This window comes from Providencia sp. PROV109, from assembly GCF_033681625.1.
In the GTDB taxonomy this organism is placed as follows: domain Bacteria; phylum Pseudomonadota; class Gammaproteobacteria; order Enterobacterales; family Enterobacteriaceae; genus Providencia; species Providencia hangzhouensis.
In genome coordinates this window covers 269111-290043 of record NZ_CP096320.1, presented here as the reverse complement: position 1 = coordinate 290043, position 20933 = coordinate 269111, and the positions used below count along the sequence as shown (strand labels likewise).

At 42.2% G+C, this 20933-nt stretch carries 18 protein-coding genes; 13 read left to right on the top strand and 5 right to left on the bottom strand.

Annotation, left to right across the window (positions count from 1 at the left end; translation table 11 throughout):
* Window positions 1-82: 82 nt before the first annotated feature.
* A complete protein-coding gene (metJ, locus tag M1F25_RS01365) occupies window positions 83-400 on the top strand; it encodes a met regulon transcriptional regulator MetJ (RefSeq protein WP_004265315.1) in 318 nt (105 codons plus the stop codon).
* 263 nt (window positions 401-663) lie between these two features.
* Here metJ and rpmE read toward each other — a convergent pair whose 3' ends face one another.
* Window positions 664-879, bottom strand: coding sequence for a 50S ribosomal protein L31 (rpmE, locus tag M1F25_RS01360; protein WP_004265313.1), 216 nt, complete (start codon window positions 877-879; stop codon window positions 664-666).
* A 218-nt stretch (window positions 880-1097) separates the two neighbouring features.
* Here rpmE and priA point away from each other — a divergent pair, with 218 nt between their 5' ends.
* The 7 genes from priA (at window position 1098) to rraA (ending at window position 9347) form a co-directional block, all read left to right on the top strand.
* Window positions 1098-3296: a primosomal protein N' gene (priA, locus tag M1F25_RS01355; RefSeq protein WP_140172851.1), complete on the top strand. Its 2199-nt coding sequence runs from the start codon at window positions 1098-1100 to the stop codon at window positions 3294-3296.
* Between the two features lie 341 nt (window positions 3297-3637).
* Window positions 3638-4666, top strand: coding sequence for a DNA-binding transcriptional regulator CytR (cytR, locus tag M1F25_RS01350; RefSeq protein ID WP_004265308.1), 1029 nt, complete (start codon window positions 3638-3640; stop codon window positions 4664-4666).
* Window positions 4667-4739: 73 nt separating this feature from the next.
* The gene (gene ftsN / locus M1F25_RS01345) at window positions 4740-5546 is read left to right on the top strand and encodes a cell division protein FtsN (RefSeq protein ID WP_140172853.1); all 807 of its coding nucleotides are present in this window, start codon (window positions 4740-4742) and stop codon (window positions 5544-5546) included.
* Window positions 5547-5715: 169 nt separating this feature from the next.
* Entirely contained in the window at window positions 5716-6246 is a 531-nt protein-coding gene (gene hslV / locus M1F25_RS01340; protein WP_004265304.1) for an ATP-dependent protease subunit HslV, read from the top strand.
* An 11-nt stretch (window positions 6247-6257) separates the two neighbouring features.
* Window positions 6258-7592 (top strand): HslU--HslV peptidase ATPase subunit, encoded by a 1335-nt coding sequence (hslU, locus tag M1F25_RS01335; RefSeq protein WP_004265302.1) that lies wholly within the window; start codon window positions 6258-6260, stop codon window positions 7590-7592.
* A gap of 187 nt (window positions 7593-7779) precedes the next feature.
* Window positions 7780-8703: a 1,4-dihydroxy-2-naphthoate polyprenyltransferase gene (locus M1F25_RS01330; RefSeq protein WP_140172855.1), complete on the top strand. Its 924-nt coding sequence runs from the start codon at window positions 7780-7782 to the stop codon at window positions 8701-8703.
* A 119-nt stretch (window positions 8704-8822) separates the two neighbouring features.
* Complete coding sequence (gene rraA / locus M1F25_RS01325) at window positions 8823-9347, top strand: ribonuclease E activity regulator RraA (RefSeq protein WP_004265300.1); 525 nt, start codon at window positions 8823-8825, stop codon at window positions 9345-9347.
* Window positions 9348-10420: 1073 nt separating this feature from the next.
* On the opposite strand, the gene zapB is transcribed toward rraA, so the two are convergent.
* On the bottom strand, window positions 10421-10660 hold the full coding sequence (zapB, locus tag M1F25_RS01320; protein WP_004265299.1) for a cell division protein ZapB: 240 nt from the start codon (window positions 10658-10660) through the stop codon (window positions 10421-10423).
* A 305-nt stretch (window positions 10661-10965) separates the two neighbouring features.
* On the opposite strand from zapB, the gene M1F25_RS01315 reads away from it, so the two are divergent.
* From M1F25_RS01315 to M1F25_RS01305, 3 genes are all read left to right on the top strand, one after another.
* Window positions 10966-11826, top strand: a complete 861-nt coding sequence (locus M1F25_RS01315) for an MIP/aquaporin family protein (RefSeq protein ID WP_004265297.1) — start codon at window positions 10966-10968, stop codon at window positions 11824-11826.
* Between the two features lie 3 nt (window positions 11827-11829).
* A complete protein-coding gene (gene glpK / locus M1F25_RS01310; protein WP_140172857.1) occupies window positions 11830-13356 on the top strand; it encodes a glycerol kinase GlpK in 1527 nt (508 codons plus the stop codon).
* A gap of 222 nt (window positions 13357-13578) precedes the next feature.
* Complete coding sequence (locus tag M1F25_RS01305; protein WP_181489101.1) at window positions 13579-17352, top strand: hypothetical protein; 3774 nt, start codon at window positions 13579-13581, stop codon at window positions 17350-17352.
* 41 nt (window positions 17353-17393) lie between these two features.
* Here M1F25_RS01305 and emrD read toward each other — a convergent pair whose 3' ends face one another.
* Complete coding sequence (emrD, locus tag M1F25_RS01300; protein ID WP_140172861.1) at window positions 17394-18578, bottom strand: multidrug efflux MFS transporter EmrD; 1185 nt, start codon at window positions 18576-18578, stop codon at window positions 17394-17396.
* Window positions 18579-18722: 144 nt separating this feature from the next.
* The gene (locus M1F25_RS01295) at window positions 18723-18851 is read right to left on the bottom strand and encodes a hypothetical protein (protein WP_256372551.1); all 129 of its coding nucleotides are present in this window, start codon (window positions 18849-18851) and stop codon (window positions 18723-18725) included.
* Between the two features lie 183 nt (window positions 18852-19034).
* Here M1F25_RS01295 and fpr point away from each other — a divergent pair, with 183 nt between their 5' ends.
* Window positions 19035-19781: a ferredoxin--NADP(+) reductase gene (fpr, locus tag M1F25_RS01290; RefSeq protein ID WP_140172864.1), complete on the top strand. Its 747-nt coding sequence runs from the start codon at window positions 19035-19037 to the stop codon at window positions 19779-19781.
* A gap of 58 nt (window positions 19782-19839) precedes the next feature.
* On the opposite strand, the gene M1F25_RS01285 is transcribed toward fpr, so the two are convergent.
* Window positions 19840-20259, bottom strand: a complete 420-nt coding sequence (locus M1F25_RS01285) for a DUF805 domain-containing protein (protein WP_140172866.1) — start codon at window positions 20257-20259, stop codon at window positions 19840-19842.
* A gap of 35 nt (window positions 20260-20294) precedes the next feature.
* On the opposite strand from M1F25_RS01285, the gene M1F25_RS01280 reads away from it, so the two are divergent.
* Window positions 20295-20924, top strand: coding sequence for a DUF1454 family protein (locus M1F25_RS01280; protein WP_172412255.1), 630 nt, complete (start codon window positions 20295-20297; stop codon window positions 20922-20924).
* The last annotated feature ends 9 nt before the right edge of the window (window positions 20925-20933 follow it).

Below are 20933 nucleotides of genomic sequence, written 5' to 3'. Positions count from 1 at the left end.
CCTTGAAAGCTTAGATTAAGTTTCTATTAAAAAGAATGTGCATATTATTTTTAATTATTACTGAAAATATCCAAGGTATCCCATGGCTGAATGGAATGGTGAGTATGTCAGTCCGTATGCTGAACATGGCAAAAAGAGTGAGCAAGTAAAAAAAATTACAGTATCTATCCCTTTGAAGGTACTAAAAATTTTAACTGATGAGCGTACTCGCCGTCAGATCAACAACTTACGTCATGCCACTAACAGTGAATTACTGTGTGAAGCATTTTTGCATGCATTCACAGGCCAACCACTGCCAAATGATGAAGACTTGCGTAAAGAACGTAATGACGAGATCCCTGAAGCCGCAAAAGAAATCATGCGCGAATTAGGTATCGACCCTGAAACGTGGGAATATTAATCCTAATTAGTCGCCATTACGTGCCTCAAAGTTTTAACTACGTCGCAAACCTTGCGACGTAGTGCCTTCCCTTATGTTTTATTCAAGATAGCTATAACTATAATGGCGATACGCTCAAGTCTAAAGTCAAAATACGCAGTAATGACATCATGCTCGGTGTCGTTTATCACTTCTAATTTCTTCATTTAGACATAAAAACGCTTATTTTGGGCATTAAAAAAGGGAAACTCAGTTTCCCTTTTTTTCGCATTTCACAAGTTCGATTATTTTTTAGAACCTGGGATGCTGAAACGTTGGTTGAAGCGATCAACACGACCACCAGTCGCAACATCACGCTGTTTACCAGTATAGAACGGGTGGCAGTTACCACAAACGTCCAGGTTCAGCGAGTGACCAGCAGTTGAATTAATTTTCATTACATTACCGCAAGAACAAGTTGCAGTAACTTCTTCGTATTTAGGGTGAATACCTTTTTTCATGGGAGAACCTCTATTAAGGCCGTGTCGCCATTCCAGCCCTAACGCCGGACACCACACGTCGTGTTGATTGAATTTTATATATTGGTAAAAATAGATACCAAAGGCGGCGGATCATACAGAAATTCTGTTTATCACGCAATGAAAACCGAGTAAATTTTGTGGTACTCTAGTCAACAATCGCTCGCATTATCGCATAAAAAATAGACGGAAACCCAGATATGATCGTCGTTCAGGTGGCTTTACCTGTCCCTTTAAACCGCACATTTGATTATCGCCTTCCTGATAACATGCCACTACCAGTGATTGGCAGCCGTGTTATGGTGCCATTTGGCAAGCGCCAAGCCTTGGGTATTGTGGTAAAGCACAGCGATAAAAGCGAATTTGCTGAAGATAAATTAAAAGCCATCGAACTGGTTCTCGACCACCAAACGCTCTTCCCTGACGATATTTGGCAGCTCTTATTGTGGTCTTCACAATACTATCATTACCCAATAGGTGAAGTGCTCTTCCACGCATTACCCACACTATTGCGCCAAGGTAAACCCGCTGAATTTACCCCTATTTGGCAATGGCAAGTAACGGATGAAGGCTTAGCGGTTGACCTTAATGAGCTAAAACGTTCTCCAAAACAGCAGCAAGCTCTTGCACTTCTGCGTCGTCGACCCGTTTATCGCCATCAAGTCAGTGAGCTTGAAATCAGTGAAAGCGCTTTGCAAGCACTGAAAAAGAAAGCTTATATTGATTTGCGCCCCGTTCCACCGACTAGCGAAAAGTGGCAACCAAGCTTCACAGTTTGTGGTGAAAGGCTGCGTCTTAATAGTGAGCAAGCGACAGCTGTCGGTGCTATACGTGCTGAAGATGACCAATTTTCACCATGGCTACTCGCTGGGATCACAGGGTCCGGTAAGACGGAAGTGTACCTAAGTGTATTGGAAAATGTTCTTGCCCAAGGTAAACAAGCTTTAGTTTTGGTACCTGAAATTGGCTTGACCCCACAAACCATTAGCCGTTTTCGTGAGCGCTTCAATGCCCCCGTTGATGTGTTGCACTCAGGGCTGAACGATAGCGAGCGTTTAGCTGTTTGGTTACGCGCTAAGCAAGGGCAAAATGCCATTATTATTGGGACTCGCTCGGCACTGTTCACCCCTTTCGCCCACCTTGGCATTATTATTATTGATGAAGAGCATGACAGCTCATATAAACAGCAAGATGGCTGGCGTTATCATGCCCGTGATTTAGCGGTTTTCCGTGCTAAAAAGAACAATATACCGATTGTCATGGGTACTGCGACGCCATCATTAGAAACCTTATTCAATGTTCAACAACATAAATATCGGCAATTAAATCTCACTATTCGGGCAGGTAATGCACGCCCCGCGACTCAACACCTTATTGACTTAAAAGGCCAGCCACTAAAATTTGGCCTTTCACACTTATTAATTCAACACATTAAAGAGCACCTTGCACAAAACAATCAGGTGATTTTATTTTTAAATCGCCGTGGTTATTCCCCTGCATTGATTTGCCATGAATGTGGTTGGATTGCAGAGTGCCAGCGTTGTGACCACTATTACACCCTGCACCAAAATTTTCATCAATTACGCTGCCACCATTGCGATAGCCAGCGCCCTGTTCCTCGCCAATGCCCACAATGTGGTTCAACGCATTTAGTACCTGTAGGAATGGGAACTGAGCAACTTGAGGAAGGGATTTGTGAACTGTTCCCTGATACCCCCGTTACCCGTATTGACCGTGATACCACGAGCCGTAAAGGGGAACTGGAACAGCATTTAAACCAAGTACATGAAGGGGGGGCTAGAATTCTTATTGGCACACAGATGTTAGCCAAGGGCCACCACTTCCCTGATGTCACCTTAGTCGCCTTGTTAGATGTCGACGGGGCTTTATTCTCGAGTGATTTTCGTGCAGCCGAACGGTTTGCTCAATTATACGTGCAAGTTTCTGGTCGAGCAGGGCGAGCTGGTAAACAAGGTGAAGTGTTCTTGCAAACCCACCATCCCGAACACCCATTGTTGCTCACGCTTCTTGAAAAGGGTTATCACGCATTTACCCAAGAAGCGATGGAAGAACGGCAAATCGCGATGTTACCGCCTTACACCAGCCATATATTGATACGCTCGGAAGATCACAATAACCAAGATTCACGTCAATTTCTGCAAAATGTGCGGCAATATATTGCTGAACATCCCCAAAGTGACGCGAAAATGTGGATCCTAGGCCCTTCGCCGTCGATTCAAGCCAAACGTGGTGGGCGATTCCGCTGGCAATTGCTATTGCAACACCCTTCGCGGCTTTATTTACAACAATTTATGGCGAAACTGTTGCCAGAAATTCTTCAACAGCCAGAAAGTCGCAAAGTAAAATGGAACATCGATGTGGACCCGACCGATTGTTAACTCATTACTCATGCTAAATGATTCATTTTATCTAACCATTTAACGTTATAAACCCTGCCAATATTTTCTTCGCAGTATGTTGATAACTTTGAATTATTTACCCTATAATGCTAAACAACCAATTTGAGCGTTTTTTATACATATTGAGTTTCATTTATCTTTTTGCCCTTAGCATTATTTTCAAAATTTGCGAAGCAGCTCTAAAAAATGATGCAAGTCACACTTTTTATGCAAACTAGGTAACAGATATTCTTGAGAAACCAATTAGAATAACCACTAATAATGACGTACTTGCGCCATTCAAAAAAAGCAAACGATTAAATCAATCTAAGGAAGGCGTTGTGGAAAGTAAAAAACACAATAACACGGCAACGATGAAAGATGTTGCTAGTGCCGCGGGCGTTTCGACAGCGACAGTATCTAGAACACTCATGAACCCGGAAAAAGTTTCTTTGCAAACACGCCAAAAAGTCGAACAAGCGGTGATGGATGTTGGCTATTATCCTCATAACCTTGCTAGAAGCTATAAGCGCAATGAATCAAAGACTATTCTTGTACTCGTTCCTAATATTCGCGACCCTTTCTTTAGTGATGTCGTGTGCGGCATTGAAGAAATTGCCGCTCAAGAAGGCTATTTTGTTTTGATTGGGGACTGTAAACACCAAGAAAAACAAGAAAATGCTTTTATTAATCTCATTATTACCAAACAAATTGATGGCATGGTCTTACTGGGTTCCAATATTCCATTCGATATCTCAACCGAAGAGCAAAAAAACCTCCCTCCAATTGTGATGGCCAATGAGTTCGCACCTGAGCTAAAACTGCCTACCGTGCATATCGATAACCTCACCGCCGCATTTAACGCAACACATTACCTACAAAAACAAGGCCATAAACTGATCGCTTGTATTGCAGGCCCTGACCATATGCCTTTAAGCCAATATCGTTTAGAAGGTTATAAAAAAGCCATGTTACGCACAGGTGAAAAACTGCGTGAAAATTATATTATTCGTGGTGATTTTACCCATGAGGGTGGCGCTGAAGCAGTGAAAACATTGATGTCACTTCCTGAACCACCGACAGCTATCTTTTGCCATAGTGATATCATGGCAATTGGTGCAATGTGGCAAGCGAAAAAAATGGGCTTAAAGCTCCCTGATGACCTTTCTTTTGTTGGTTTCGATAACTTAGAGCAAGCAAAATATACCTTGCCAGCCCTAACGACTATCAACCAACCTCGTGCTGAAATTGGCCATCATGCGATGCAATTACTGCTCGAGCAGATTCATGGGCACAATGTTAATCCAGGCTCACGTCTCCTAGATTCTGATTTAATCATTAGAGAGAGCACAAAAGCGCCTAAAAGCTAGTCAAAGTTGCTCAGGTTAAGTAACATGTTAACCCAAATGATGACTAACAATTGATAACTAGTGAATTAATAGCGTGGCACAAAAAGATTATGTAGCTCGAGGGCGCTCATCCGCCCGTAAAAAAAGCAAAGGTAAATCAAAGAAAGCACAAGGACTACCAATGACAACATTGGTTGTTGCTGTCACGATTGTCGTGCTATTTGTTGGCGGCCTGTTTTATATCACTCAAAATAAAAAGGACACACCACAGCCTCAGGTAGCCACTCCCACAACACCGGGTAGTACGCTTCCACCAAAGCCTGAAGAACGTTGGCGTTATATTAAGGAACTCGAGCGTCGTGGTGTGGATATGCCAAATATTCAACAGCCGAGCACGGGTAATAATATTGTGCGCCCATCAGATTTAACACCTGAACAGCGCCAGCTATTAGAACAAATTGATTCTGACAGACGCCAGCCTGTCACTAACTTGCAAGAAATACCTGCAAACGGTAAACCAGTGCCGCGTTCACAAGTGCTCATCAATGAGCCTGCTCAACCTATCGAGCCAGTGCAACGTAAACCAGCGACTAATATCCCTCCAAAACTTGAGGCTCAACCAACCGTGCCCACAACTCAACCACAAACGGCGCCAAGCACTAAACCGACAAACAGCTTGCAAAATATGGTTGTTCAATGTGGTTCATTCCGTACAGCAGAACAAGCCGAGTCTGTGCAAGCTACTTTGGCATTCTCAGGTATTGAAAGCCGTGTAAGCGCAGGTGGAGGTTGGCACCGTATCGTTTTAGGACCTTATTCCAAGTCCACTGCCGAAAAAATGCGTGACCGTGCAGCAGGTGCAGGTGTTTCCGGTTGTATTCTTCGTGCTTCTGGGGGTTGAAAAATTCCTCCTTCCCCCCCATGTACTGTTTTAATGTACTCATGAGCGGTACTTTGTGTCTTCAACCTAGTTCAAGTGATAGTTAATTAGACAACTATCACTTGAATTTAATCTTTTGAAAATCACATTCAACCGCATTCTTTTTTGTAATAAAACCAGGGGCTAACTCATGACAACAATCGTAAGTGTTCGCCGTAATGGCCAGGTCGTAATTGGTGGTGATGGACAGGCGACGATGGGTAATACCGTCATGAAAGGCAATGTCCGCAAAGTTCGCCGTTTATACAACGACAAAGTCATTGCCGGATTTGCCGGTGGCACCGCAGACGCATTCACATTATTTGAACTGTTTGAGCGCAAACTCGAACTGCATCAAGGCCATTTAACGAAAGCGGCCGTTGAACTTGCTAAAGATTGGCGTACCGACCGCATGCTTCGTAAATTAGAAGCCTTGTTAGCTGTCGCTGATGAACACACTTCACTGATCATTACAGGTAATGGTGATGTGGTTCAACCGGAAAACGACTTAATTGCGATTGGCTCCGGTGGCCCATATGCGCAATCAGCCGCACGTGCTTTGTTAGAAAATACAGACTTAAGTGCTAAAGAAATCGCTGAAAAAGCCCTCGCTATTGCGGGTGATATCTGTATTTACACCAACCATAATGTCAACTTTGAAGAAATTTCTTCAAAATCATAAGGATTGCTAGTATGTCCGAAATGACTCCACGCGAGATTGTCAGCGAACTCGACAATCATATTATTGGCCAAAATAAAGCCAAACGTTCTGTTGCGATTGCTCTGCGTAACCGCTGGCGCCGTATGCAGTTAAACGAAGTATTACGTCACGAAGTCACACCAAAAAATATTTTGATGATTGGGCCAACAGGGGTAGGTAAAACTGAAATTGCCCGCCGCCTTGCGAAATTAGCCAATGCGCCATTTATCAAAGTTGAAGCGACCAAATTTACTGAAGTCGGCTATGTTGGTAAAGAAGTTGACTCGATTATTCGCGATTTAACTGACTCTGCCGTTAAAATGGTGCGTTTACAGTCTATCGAAAAAAATCGCTATCGCGCCGAAGAAATGGCTGAAGAACGTATTTTAGACGTTCTTATCCCACCAGCAAAAAATAACTGGGGGCAATCTGAACCAACGGATGAGCATTCTCCAGCCCGCCAAGCATTCCGTAAAAAATTACGTGAAGGCCAATTAGACGATAAAGAAATTGAAATCGAAGTCGCTGCATCCCCTATGGGTGTTGAAATTATGGCACCTCCAGGCATGGAAGAGATGACTAACCAGTTACAATCCATGTTCCAAAACCTAGCAGGCCAAAAACAGAAACCTCGTAAGATGAAAATCAAAGAGGCATTCAAACTGCTAGTTGAAGAAGAAGCGGCTAAATTAGTCAACCCTGAAGAGCTAAAAGAACAAGCGATTGAAGCGGTTGAACAGAATGGTATCGTCTTCATCGATGAATTCGACAAAATTTGTAAACGCGGTGGCCAAAGTTCGGGGCCAGATGTATCCCGTGAAGGGGTTCAACGTGATTTACTGCCATTAATCGAAGGCTGTACCATTTCGACTAAGCACGGCATGGTCAAAACTGACCACATTCTGTTTATCGCTTCAGGTGCGTTCCAAGTTTCGAGCCCATCAGACTTGATCCCTGAACTCCAAGGTCGCTTGCCAATTCGTGTTGAATTACAAGCGCTGACAACTGAAGATTTTGTGCGTATTTTGACGGAACCAAATGCCTCATTAACTGAACAGTATAAAGCGCTGATGGCAACAGAAGGCGTGAATATTGAATTCACGACTGACGGTATTCGTAAAATTGCGGAGTCCGCATGGCAAGTCAATGAGTCAACCGAAAACATTGGTGCTCGTCGCTTGCACACCGTGCTTGAGCGTTTAATGGAAGATATTTCTTTCGATGCCAGTGACCGTAACGGGCAAACTATCCAAATCGATGCAGACTATGTCAGACAGCACTTAGATGAGCTGGTGGCGGATGAAGACCTGAGTAGATTTATTTTATAATCTTATTAATTATCTGGTTTTCATGTATCCTTAATATACATCGACTAAAGTGCAGCTTTTATCGCTGCACTTTTTTCTATTAAATATTCTGCCCATTACATTGAAAATACTCAGGTACCTCTCTATATGATGGGCTATTAAATTATTAAGAACACATCTCTAAAGAGTTTGAATTATAGGTAACTGCATGCAGTCGACATCCTCAACAATAAGTCGTAAACAAGCTTGGATTGAAAGTCTCCGCCCTAAAACCCTACCATTAGGGGTGATTGCGATTGTGACAGGCTCTGCACTCGCTTATTTAACTAATAATTTTAAATGGCCTGTCGCTTTATTAGCACTTATCACAGCGGGTTTATTACAGATTTTATCTAACCTTGCGAATGACTATGGTGATGCGGTCAAAGGCTCTGATACGGCTGAACGCATTGGTCCATTACGTGGCATGCAAAAAGGCGTTATCACGCAAGAGGATATGAAAAAGGCGCTCAAGCTAAATATTACAGCGGCCTGCCTTTCCGGATTACTGTTAATTATTGTCGCATGTGAAAAACCCGAGGATGCCATTGGTTTTGTCGCATTAGGGCTTATTGCTATCGTCGCTGCTATTACCTATACCGTGGGCAAAAAACCATATGGCTACCTAGGGTTAGGGGATATTTCTGTTTTAATCTTCTTTGGCTGGCTAAGTGTTATTGGGACTTATTATTTACAAGCAAATAGTTTTAATATCATCACTGTCCTACCCGCAACGGCTTGTGGATTGCTCTCTGTTGCGGTATTGAATATCAACAATATGCGTGATATCGAAAATGATATTAAAGCAGGTAAAAATACCTTAGCGGTGCGCTTAGGTCCCCAAGGGGCTCGAATTTATCACACCATTATTATTGTTGCGGCTATTTTATGTTTGGCCTTTTTTAATCTAATTTATTTACACGGCTGGAGCGGTTGGCTATTTTTACTCGCCGTACCAATGCTAATGAACCATTTACGCCGTGTTCTCAGCGACCCAACCCCCGAAGGTATGCGCCCTCTATTGGAAAATATGGTGAAAGCCGCACTCGTGACCAACGTTTTATTTTCCATCGGCGTCGTAATGAGTAAATAATATTCACTATTTGTCGTTTTTTTGACTTTTTCCGCCTATTTTTAGGCGGGTAACTTTGCCAAGTACGGTTCAAAAGGGATATACTGATTGCCTCTTGCAGCAAAAAAGACCTAACTCCTATGAAATATGATACTTCCGAACTCTGCGATATTTACCAAGAAAGCGTCAACGTGGTAGAACCCCTTTTCTCCAATTTTGGTGGACGTACTTCATTTGGCGGTCAAATCATTACAGTTAAGTGTTTTGAAGATAACGGCCTAGTGTATGATTTGCTGGAAGAGGATGGTACAGGGCGTATCCTACTCGTTGATGGGGGCGGTTCTGTCCGTAAGGCACTTATTGATGCTGAAATTGCAAGGTTAGCTGTTGATAACCACTGGGAAGGAATTGTGGTTTACGGTGCGGTTCGTCAGGTAGATACCCTGATGGAACTCGACCTCGGTATTCAAGCTATTGCTGCGATGCCGGCAGGCTGTCCGGATGAAGGCATCGGTGAAAGTGATATTCGTGTTAATTTCGGCGGTGTGACTTTCTTTTCAGGTGATTACCTTTATGCCGATAACACCGGTATTATCCTTTCTGAAGAGCCATTAACACCTTATGAGAACAACGGTTTTGTCGAAGATGACAATATCGACGCATGATCCGTTAAAAATTCTATAAATAAGGGCTGCAAATTATTGCAGCCCTTATTTTTATACTCTAGAACATGGGGTGTGATGAAGATTTCTCTAAATAATTCGTGTTGTAGGTAGGCGGCAAAGTCGATAAGACCCTAGGAGCATACATGATATGTGACTAAGGCGAAGAGACGAAGCCAACACCCTACAATGTGAGGCATAACAAACATTTCTCTAAATAATTCGTGTTGTAGGTAGGCGGCAAAGTCGATAAAACCCTAGGAGCATACATAAGTATGTGACTAAGGCGAAGAGACGAAGCCAACACCCTACAATGTGAGGCATAACAAACATTTCTCTAAATAATTCGTGTTGTAGGTAGGCGGCAAAGTCGATAAGACCCTAGGAGCATACATGATATGTGACTAAGGCGAAGAGACGAAGCCAACACCCTACAATGTGAGGCATAACAAACATTTCTCTAAATAATTCGTGTTGTAGGTAGGCGGCAAAGTCGATAAGACCCTAGGAGCATACATAAGTATGTGACTAGGGCGAAGAGACGAAGCCAACACCCTACAATGTGAGGCATAACAAACATTTCTCTAAATAATTCGTGTTGTAGGTAGGCGGCAAAGTCGATAAGACCCTAGGAGCATACATGATATGTGACTAAGGCGAAGAGACGAAGCCAACACCCTACAATGTGAGGCATAACAAACATTTCTCTAAATAATTCGTGTTGTAGGTAGGCGGCAAAGTCGATAAGACCCTAGGAGCATACATAAGTATGTGACTAGGGCGAAGAGACGAAGCCAACACCCTACAATGTGAGGCATAACAAACATTTCTCTAAATAATTCGTGTTGTAGGTAGGCGGCAAAGTCGATAAAACCCTAGGAGCATACATAAGTATGTGACTAAGGCGAAGAGACGAAGCCAACACCCTACAATGTGAGGCATAACAAACATTTCTCTAAATAATTCGTGTTGTAGGTAGGCGGCAAAGTCGATAAGACCCTAGGAGCATACATAAGTATGTGACTAGGGCGAAGAGACGAAGCCAACACCCCTACAACGCGAAGTATGACGAGAAATTACACTTCTTCCATCTTACCGAGCAAAGTCCGTAAACGCTCTTGCCAAGCTTGCTGCTCTTGTTTTAACTGTTCATTTTCACGCACCAGTGAATCCGTGCCTGACTTTGCTGTTTCAAGCTCTTGGCTTAACGCACCATTTTTATCTTTTAATTCATCGATTTCCATTTGTAACAGTGTGATTGTATCAATCGCTTGTTGGACTTTGGATTCTAGTTTTTCAAATACTTCAAATGACATAATTCTGGTCTCCCTTATCAGCTTTTACACGATTGTAAGTAGCATGATCCTCTGTGTCCAGTTCCTTCCTTCTGAATCGTAATAACCTTCATAAAAAAACACTGGTCAGATCACATCACAAAGGTCGAATTCATCACTATTTTTGATTGTTTTGTTTCGCTTTAGTGATGCAACACACATTTTTCAATTTCGATATTTCTCGTTTATGTTCTTTAACGATAAATTCACAGTTAATGATTTTCGATTAGAAAATCTTAACTTAAAAAAACATTACAATATTTTTCATTTTCGTAGGATAGAAACATATGAGCCAAATGACGACTACATCACTCACAGGTCAGTGCATCTCAGAGTTTTTAGGGACTGCGCTACTGGTATTTTTTGGTCTAGGCTGTGTTGCTGCCGTTAGAATAGCTGGCGCACAACTAGGTTTATGGGAAATTAGTATTATCTGGGGCTTCGGCGTTGCTTTAGCCGTTTACCTAACAGCGGGTACTTCCGGTGCTCACTTAAACCCAGCCGTTACTCTCGCATTATGGCTATTTGCGTGTTTTGATAAACGCAAAGTCGTCCCTTATATCATCGCACAGATGCTAGGAGGCTTCTTTGCTGCCGCCTTAGTTTACTCAATGTATTCCCCTGTATTTTTCGATTACGACCAAGTCCACCATATCATTAGAGGCTCACAAGAAAGCTTATTTACTGCAGGTGTTTTCTCAACCTACCCTGCACCACAAATTAGTGTTCCTCATGCATTCTTTATTGAGGTCATTATTGCTGCCATTCTTGTTTGCTTAATACTCGCCCTAACCGATGATGGCAATGGTGTCCCTCGTGGCCCACTTGCTCCATTATTAATTGGTATTTTGATTGCCGTCATCGGCGGGTCATTTGGCGCACTCACAGGATTTGCACTCAACCCTGCTCGTGACTTTGGCCCAAAAGTTGTGGCTTATCTCGCAGGTTGGGGGGATATTGCCCTGACTGGTGGCCGCGATATTCCGTATTTCCTTGTCCCATTGACAGCACCTATTGTTGGTGGTCTGCTAGGCGCATTCGCCTATCGCAAACTGATTGGTCGCCACTTACCTTGCATGGTATGTGAAGAAGAGACCAAAACAGAAAAATTATCCGTTAAAAACACCAAATCCTCGGAACAGGCTTAAATTATGACAACTGAAACCACTATTGCGAAAAAGTATATTGTTGCACTCGACCAAGGCACAACCAGCTCACGCGCTGTTGTACTCGACCATGATGCAAATATTGTCAGTATTTCACAACGTGAATTCACCCAAGTTTATCCTAAACCAGGTTGGGTGGAACATGACCCAATGGAAATTTGGGCATCGCAAAGCTCAACACTTGTAGAAGTACTCGCTAAAGCGGATATTCGTACCGATGAAGTCGCTGGCATTGGGATCACTAACCAACGTGAAACCACCATCGTATGGGAAAAAGCCACAGGTAAGCCTGTTTATAATGCGATTGTATGGCAATGTCGTCGTACTGCTGATTTTTGTACGCATCTAAAACAAAATGACCGCGATTTAGAAGAGTATATTCGCCAAAATACGGGGCTGGTTGTTGACCCCTATTTCTCCGGTACCAAAGTAAAATGGATTTTAGATAATGTTGAAGGCGCACGTGAACGTGCTGAGAAAGGCGAATTACTGTTTGGGACGGTGGATACTTGGCTCGTTTGGAAAATGACACAAGGGCGTGTTCATGTCACCGACTACACCAATGCCTCTCGAACTATGTTATTCAATATCCGTAACCTTGAGTGGGATGACAAAATCCTCAAAGCGCTCAATATTCCACGTGCAATGCTCCCTGAAGTACGCCCCTCTTCCGAAGTCTACGGGCAAACCAATATTGGGGGGAAAGGTGGGACTCGTATCCCAATTTCAGGGATGGCGGGAGACCAACAAGCCGCGCTATACGGCCAACTGTGTGTAAAACCGGGTATGGCTAAAAATACCTATGGAACAGGTTGCTTCTTACTACTAAATACAGGGGAAACCGCAGTACGCTCAAACCACGGGTTGTTAACGACCATCGCTTGTGGGCCGAGAGGCGAAGTCAATTATGCCCTTGAAGGTGCTGTATTCGTGGGCGGAGCATCTATTCAATGGCTGCGTGATGAACTGAAATTGATTGATGAATCGACAGACTCAGAGTACTTTGCCACTAAAGTGAAAGACAGCAATGGCGTGTATGTTGTTCCCGCCTTTACAGGCTTAGGCGCACCCTATTGGGACCCGTATGCGCGTGGCGCTATTTTTGGCCTAACGCGTGGTGCAAACCGCAACCACATCATTCGCGCAACCTTAGAGTCCATCGCTTATCAAACCCGTGATGTACTTGATGCAATGCAAGCAGACTCTGGTGAGCGCTTAAAAGCACTGAGGGTTGATGGGGGCGCTGTCGCCAATAACTTTTTAATGCAATTCCAGTCAGATATTTTAGGTACCCCTGTTGAGCGTCCTGAAGTGCGAGAAAGCACCGCGTTGGGCGCCGCTTACCTTGCAGGTTTAGCCGTTGGTTTCTGGAGTAATCTTGATGAGCTACAGAGCAAGGCGACCATTGAGCGTGTATTCAAACCAGGTATTGAAACGACGGAACGTAATTTCAAATACGAGGGATGGAAAAAAGCCGTAGCACGCGCCCAAGAGTGGGAAGACCGCGGCTAGTCTATTTTTAACCGCCTTTATTTTTAATCACCCAAGGCCATATAATTTATATGGCCTTTTTTATTTTATCCCTACAAGTATGACTTTCTTCTAATAACTAATTAGTTAATCAATGAAAATGCAGTTATTAAAATAATAATAAATTAGACCGTTTTTTTGAGTTTATTTAGAATAACATTCCAATGAAACTCGAAATTAACCCTCAAAAAATGGATTTTGGTAATGGATAACCTTAAAATATTTGCTGATGAAATACAGCAAGGTAACTTACAACTAGGATGGTATAAAAAAGGGAGAGTGGCAATTATTCAGCAAGATACCACCTTGATAAATGCATTAAAGGATAACCCTGAACAATCAGCTGACGGCGAAAAAGCATTTAAGTTATTCAGTTGGTTAAGTGATAAGCCCCGTTTAGCGGGTGAAAATAAAAAAACCTATATATTAAGTGCGCTCGGCACTAAAGATTTCTCCGGCTTTAGTTTCCATACGAAGCAAAATTTGTTTGTTGAAAGTTTTAATTCACCCCACGAATGGATTGATGGAGAAACCAGAGCACAGGCTCAGCTCGCTGATTTATTACTACCAAGTGGGCAATGGCATCGCCATTATAGCATCGTCGTCTTACCCGAAAATGCCAATGACAAACAAGTTGAGCTCATTCGCCATTGGTTAGAACTCACAGGCGGGAGTTTATTGATAGTCAAAGATAAACACAAAAAACCATCAGCTTCTACTCAACAACTCATTGATGAACTTCGCCCAGTAGAACGCATTGAACTAACCAATAACACCTTAGACAATCATAACTTCCAGCAAGCCATTATCCTACCACCCCATTCAATAAACTCATTGAAGCTAACCGATGAGTTACGGAATAACAGCCAATATTTCTCAATATCTATAGAAAATACCAAGTATAACAAGACGTTGTCTTTACATAACATCCCAATTACAGAAACGTCGTCTTGGCAACAGATTGCCCATTCCATCGAAACTGATGTTAATAAAATGATGGCAGTAAATCAGCTTCCTGCGGTGAAAATCCGCTATGAAAATAATACCTTAAAACTTGTTGGTGAAAATATCATTTTTCGCCAGTTCCAATTGAAACAAACAAAACAGGCGATCTCTCGATATGATTCGCAAGAAAGCGTTCCTCAAATTCTACCTATTTTAGTAGCAGAAAACCCAGATGAGCTCCCAAATCAGTTAGTTGTGGGTGCCATAACAGGAAAACTACCAAATAGCCCCCATATTAAGGGTTACAAAATCCTTGAGCAGCCCAAATTTGGTCAATTAACGCTAAATAACTCCACCAACGAATGGCAGTACATTGCCAATAATGCAAAATTTAAAACCCACTCAGATCAATTTGATTTTACAGCTATGCTACCTAACGGGCAGCAATCCCAACCCCTTTCCATTCAGTTACAAACCGTAAATGCACCACAACTGCGCATTCCTGGTAAACGCACATATTCCACTCCAGACCCTGTTTATCATGAACCTCAACGGCGTTACAACCCAACACCAAGTGATATGCAAATCCATCATATTCAACTTGCGCAAACTCACCTGCAGAACATGACCGATAAGCATATGAGCTTAACGGCTAATCGCTGGGCATTATTGAATGTGGAAATCACCAGCGAAACAGCAGCGAAATCCCCTGATATTGAGGCCATCGTCAGCAATAAAGAAAGAAAAATATTAGGCCGAGTAAGACTAACTGGCCCAGATCATTTACCCCAAAAATTAACAGCGCTCCCCCAACAGATGAATGTTTCCGCGCAAAATTGGCATCAGCAACGCTTTACCGCTCCGCTAAAAGGTGAGTGGATACAACCGGATATCAACCTTGTTATCACTGTTAATGGCAAACCCATTATCACCGAAGAAACCAACCAATATGGCCTATTTTCCCCCAATGTCACCCTTGATAACCACTTAATTGTTCATGTTGATAGCCACAGTTTATATCAACAAGGTCATGGCGTTTATTCATCTTCCCCGCTAAGTTGGGGAAAAGAAGCGGCAACCGTTTTACCAATTGGACAGCTCACATTGTATAGCCTTCCTGCTACAGTGGGTCACCCAAGCTTAACGCCATATAGGGCTGGCACCAATAGCAACGCCATTCCGTTTATTCATCCTCACTATGATAACCCTGAAGAAATTGACTATCACCCCAGTGCACAAATCTTTTGGGCTTACAATAACAGCAATAAATACCAAACTGCTAACAATGCTGATTCTGATTATCAATATACTGCGATTAAAACCCTACCTTCAAATGTTGGCACTGCGCTATTAGGGCTTGGGTCGCCCAACAACGGTGGCGGGGTTCACGAACCTAATGTGATGTTTCATGAGATTTTTGGTCACGGCCTTGGCTTGCCTCATACCGATGCGAAAAGTCGTGATAATCAGCCAACATACCCTTATACCCCTTATAGCCACGGTAAAAACCCAGCTTATAACCAATCTAGGCAATATTATGTCACTTATCACGATCTCCATAGCCACTTACAACAAGCTATGCCAACCATGCTTTCTAGTTTTGTGCCTTTTAGGAGCGGTGCTTATGATGCATTTTTGCCTCATCCTGATGTCTACAACCAAAAAATCCACCAATTTTTAAGCAAAAGAATACGCTGGCAAAACAATAAAACTAAAGGGGAGGATACTGAAGATGGCGGGTTTGCAGGAGACGGTTTTTATCAACGTTGGGATCACATTAACAAACAATGGGTCACACTAACTCAAGAGAATTACTCAAAATATTATCGCCTAACACAAATTGAACAACTTCCTCATCAACGTGATGTCCCGATTTATTGGATACAGCATCAGTTTACTAAAATGGCAGATAATACCCCACACCCTTATAGCACCATCACGGTTGACCGTACCATAGGAAGCTTGCCGGCCGATTACCATAACCTAAAAACAGGGGTTGGCCGTCCATTTGATATTAATGGTGACTATGCATTAACCGTCACTTATGCAACTCCGAATGGGTTATCGACCGAAGTATTGCAAATCCGACGTACAGAGAGCTTCAATATTGCAGATAAAGGCGAATTGGTTCAGTTTACTGTACATGAATTGAACTACAAAAAAGAGCTTGGGCAGTTGATCTCCCACTATAACAACCCGGATTCATTAGCTTGCCGTGTATTAACAAACAGTGATGGCTATTTATTACCCAACCAGCTGATTCTCGATAATTATTGGCAAGGTGCCCCTATTTACTGGGCAGCAACAGAAGAAGGCTTAATTGATTTTTCGACAGGTAAAGTCAATCTCGACAAAATCACCTCAAAAAGTGCACTTTGCGCCAAGTGGGTTGAAAAAGGCCGGTTACATCAACAATATTTTTCATTATCTGACCCATTTGGCCAAGATTCGCAGGTTGATACCTCTTTGAACTTTATTGCGCTCAATCACCTTGATACTCACGCAAGGCATTACTCAGCAATACCCGATGTGATCTACTACACAGTCGAGCAACCTTTAGTTGCGGATGTAAACTTCGAACAAATGGTGGATATTACTCACCTAAACTTGCCTGATGGCCAGTACTCTTTTTGGGTCACACTAAGGACAAGTGATGACCAAAAACAAATTCAAGAAAGCATACCAATAGAGGAGTGGTATTTTTCAGTACAACAAAATCAATTAACAATAAAAGGTACGATAGACAGTACCCCTGAGTTAAAACTGGATGGAATAATCATTCATATAGACCAACACTTGCAGGACCATACTGTACCAAAGTTGATTTGGCTCCAACAAAACACTCAAAATCCAACAGGGCAATTAGCAGAAAATACAAAATTTCTAGATGCCAACCAACCAGTGATATTTAATTCAGGAGTCATGTTGCCGGAACTTATATCATCAATGTCAGAAGAAGAACCTAGCTCCTTGTATTCATCGGTGCTATCAATTTCGCCACAAAAGCAAGCTGATATACTGCTAAGCGCGTAATTTGATGGTCAGGCTGTCTTTTGCAGCCTGACCATATACTATTAAACCATGCGTTCTGAGTGATTCATACGTTTTGCTAAAGGTAACCAGCACAACAATACAAGCGTCGACATTAAAAACATCAACAATCCTAAACTAAACTGCCCGTTCTGCGGTAATAATGCGGAAACCCAAGTCGCAACACCTGAACCGACATTTTGTAAGCCGCCAACGAGTGCTCCTGCGGCACCTGCCAAATAAGGGAAAGGCTCCATAGCCCCTGTCGTTGCTAAAGGAAATAACATACCAGCGCCAAAGAAAAATACCGCTGCAGGGACTAACAATGTCCATATATTCATAATCCCAAACCAACCTGGCACCCACATCATAAAGCCAGCCAATAAACAAATAAGCACTGAGTGCCACATCAAATTATAAAACGTTTTTCCCTCTCGCCCTGCATACCAAGCGCCAAAGAAAGCGGCAGGAATCGGCAATATAAATAAAATACTCACAGTGATACTGCTTAGCCCTAATACACCGCCCATCAATACACCACTGCTGGCTTCAAATACCGCTATCCCAGCTAACGCACCAACTAGCATGGCAAGGTAAGAGAGAAATGAACCACTTGAAAGTAATTCACGATATGAGGCCAACATTCTGTGCTTTTCTGGGGAAACAGGCCGCGTTTCTGGTAGCCAACGATACATACTCAATAATACTGAGGCTCCTAAGATAAATAGGAAAATATAGCAAGCATGCCAGCCCCAAAAGTGCGCTAATATTCCGCCAAACATAGGAGCCAATAATGGGCTGACTAACACCCCCATATTTAATAGGCTATTTGCATAACGCAGCGCTGTGCCTTTATATAAGTCTCGAGGCATTGTTCTTGCCATTACACCGGCAACACCAGTTCCTAGCCCTTGTAACCCACTTGCCACTGTAAGTATATTTAGCGTTGGCGCGAAAATTGCCACAACCGTTGAAAATAAGAAAATCGTTAAACCGGTTAAAATAACAGGTCGGCGACCAATTCGGTCAGATAGCGGCCCATAAACTAACTGCGAAAAACCATAAGAAAATAAATAAGCCGCCATCACTTGTTGAACAGCACCAGAGGGCTCATTAAAATAAGCGGCAATTTCAGCAATGACAGGAACATAAATAGTTTGTGTCATTTGGCCGACTGCTGCCAATGCAATTAGCATTAATAGCAAATTAAAATGTTCCAGTTTTCTCATTTTTCTCTCAAATACATCCAATAATTCAAATGCACGCTATTTCGGACACAAAATAACGCCGCATTATTTCATTGTAATAACGCAAAATTATTTAGGTGCTTAATTATCAATATAAAAATACTGCTCTACGCTTTTATGCCATTTTTAATAAATAGCAAATAATGCGTTTTGCTTGAGTGTGACTAAGATAACAAAAGCAGCCATCTTTTCGTAGTAGTGCGACATTTTATATTTTTCAACAATGGCAGTAATATTCGCCAGCATTGTCAACATAACTGTACATTGAACTTTAAAATAGACCAATATTAAGAATAAAACACTGGAACACATTATCGATAAGCATAAATAATGAACTGTTTTAGTATTAAATCCTAGTGAACCATGCTTTGGCTCATTCACATCAAAAATGAGTTATTTTTCAGATGGTCGATTTTAAAATATGAAGAGGTGGGATCTATGGCAAATTGGGTAACAGGAACAGTGATTGAAGCCAAATTTTGGACTGATTCATTATTCAGCTTAGTCATTGAGGCGCCAATTAAACCCTTTACCGCCGGACAATACGCCAAACTGGCACTCGAAATCGAAGGCGAACGTATTCAGCGAGCTTATTCTTACGTCAACGCACCTAGTGATAACCGACTTGAATTTTATTTTGTCATCGTCCCCGAAGGGAAACTTAGCCCAAAATTAGCACAATTAAAACCCGATGATACGTTACAGATCACAGATGAAGCAGCAGGTTTCTTCGTTCTAGACGAAATCCCTGAATGTAAAAATTTATGGATGTTATCAACAGGTACCGCCATTGGGCCTTTTTTGTCTATTTTACAGGAAGGCAAAGACCTTGAGCGCTTCGAGAACATTGTTTTACTCCACGCGGTCCGTTATGAGAAAGATTTAAGTTATTTACCCTTAATGAAAAAGTTGGAACAACAATACCAAGGAAAATTAAAGATTGTCACCGTAGTGAGCCGGGAACAATGTGCGGGTTCATTATATGGTCGGGTTCCAGCTTTAATTGAGGATCATGAACTCGAAAACACTGTTGGCTTAACACTTTCGCCTGACACCTGTCACGTCATGTTGTGTGGCAACCCTGAAATGGTCAGAGATACTCGTGATACGCTGAAAAATAGCCATGGGATGGTTAAACACTTGCGCCGCAAGCCCGGCCATATCTCTAGTGAACAATATTGGTAATGTCATACACTACCCTGATGCATCTTCAGGGTAGCATTTATGCTATATGGTATTCGCGCTATAGATAATCTACTGTTTCTGTTTCTTCACCGTAGTGATTAACACCATCCATTCCCACAAAAGCCCCACAATCAAGTACCATTATCATAGTAATTAATAATGGCAAAAAGCGCCCTATCCCCCATTGCCATACAGGTTCAAATTGGCTGACGTCGATTGAAAAAAGAGCAAATGCCAATAAAATCAGCGTAAACCACCCACCCGATTTTCCACGGTCATGTAAACGCTTCACAAAGATAGCGGCCAAAGGGTAAAGTAGTAAAATAAATAACGATATAGCAAGTGTTTCAGAGAATAGCAGTGCATTTTGTAACAGGGCAATTACCGTCATTAAAATAAAAATGACTGCAATACCTACCCAAAATGGCCGGCGACCGATACGGCCTTTGAAGGAAAAAGCCCATTGTTGTAATGTCATTACCTATAATCCTGATACAATGTGGAAAACTAAAAATGAGTGGCTCAAAAATGACCCAAACTTTATTTCGTTCTGTATACGCCATCATAACCATTTTTGTACTTAGTGTGCCACAACTGGCTTTTGCTCAAAAAGTCCCAACGCTGCCAGATACTGACTTTGAGGTCTCCTATTTGGCCCCTGATGCGCCTTCTTTTAACCTCACTATTCCTGAATTACGTAACCAATTCAATCAAGCATACAAAGACTTATATCTTCATGAATATAAAGTAATTGCTAGCCAAGATATCGCAGCTCCCTATATTCGAGCAGCTTCTCGAATTAACCAACAAATTTATTCCTCTGCGGTGTTAGAACGCGGAAGTGAAAAAATTAAAAGTTTACAGATCACATTACTACCGTCTGATAACCCACAAGAAAACCAAAAAAATCGACAATTAATGGAAAGTTATACCATGGCAATGGTCCGTATATTTGCCCCTGAAGTTTCACTGGATAAAGCCCCTGAGCTTACGGAAGCCTTAAATAAATTTATTGCCAATAATAGTGCAACTCACGCGGAAGAAGCTCGATTAGGCGCTTTAAGATATATTTTAGTAAAAAGTGACAATAATGTGCTTACTTTTGCTGTTGAACCGATTAAGCTAGAACAACAAACACCCTAAACTGACTGT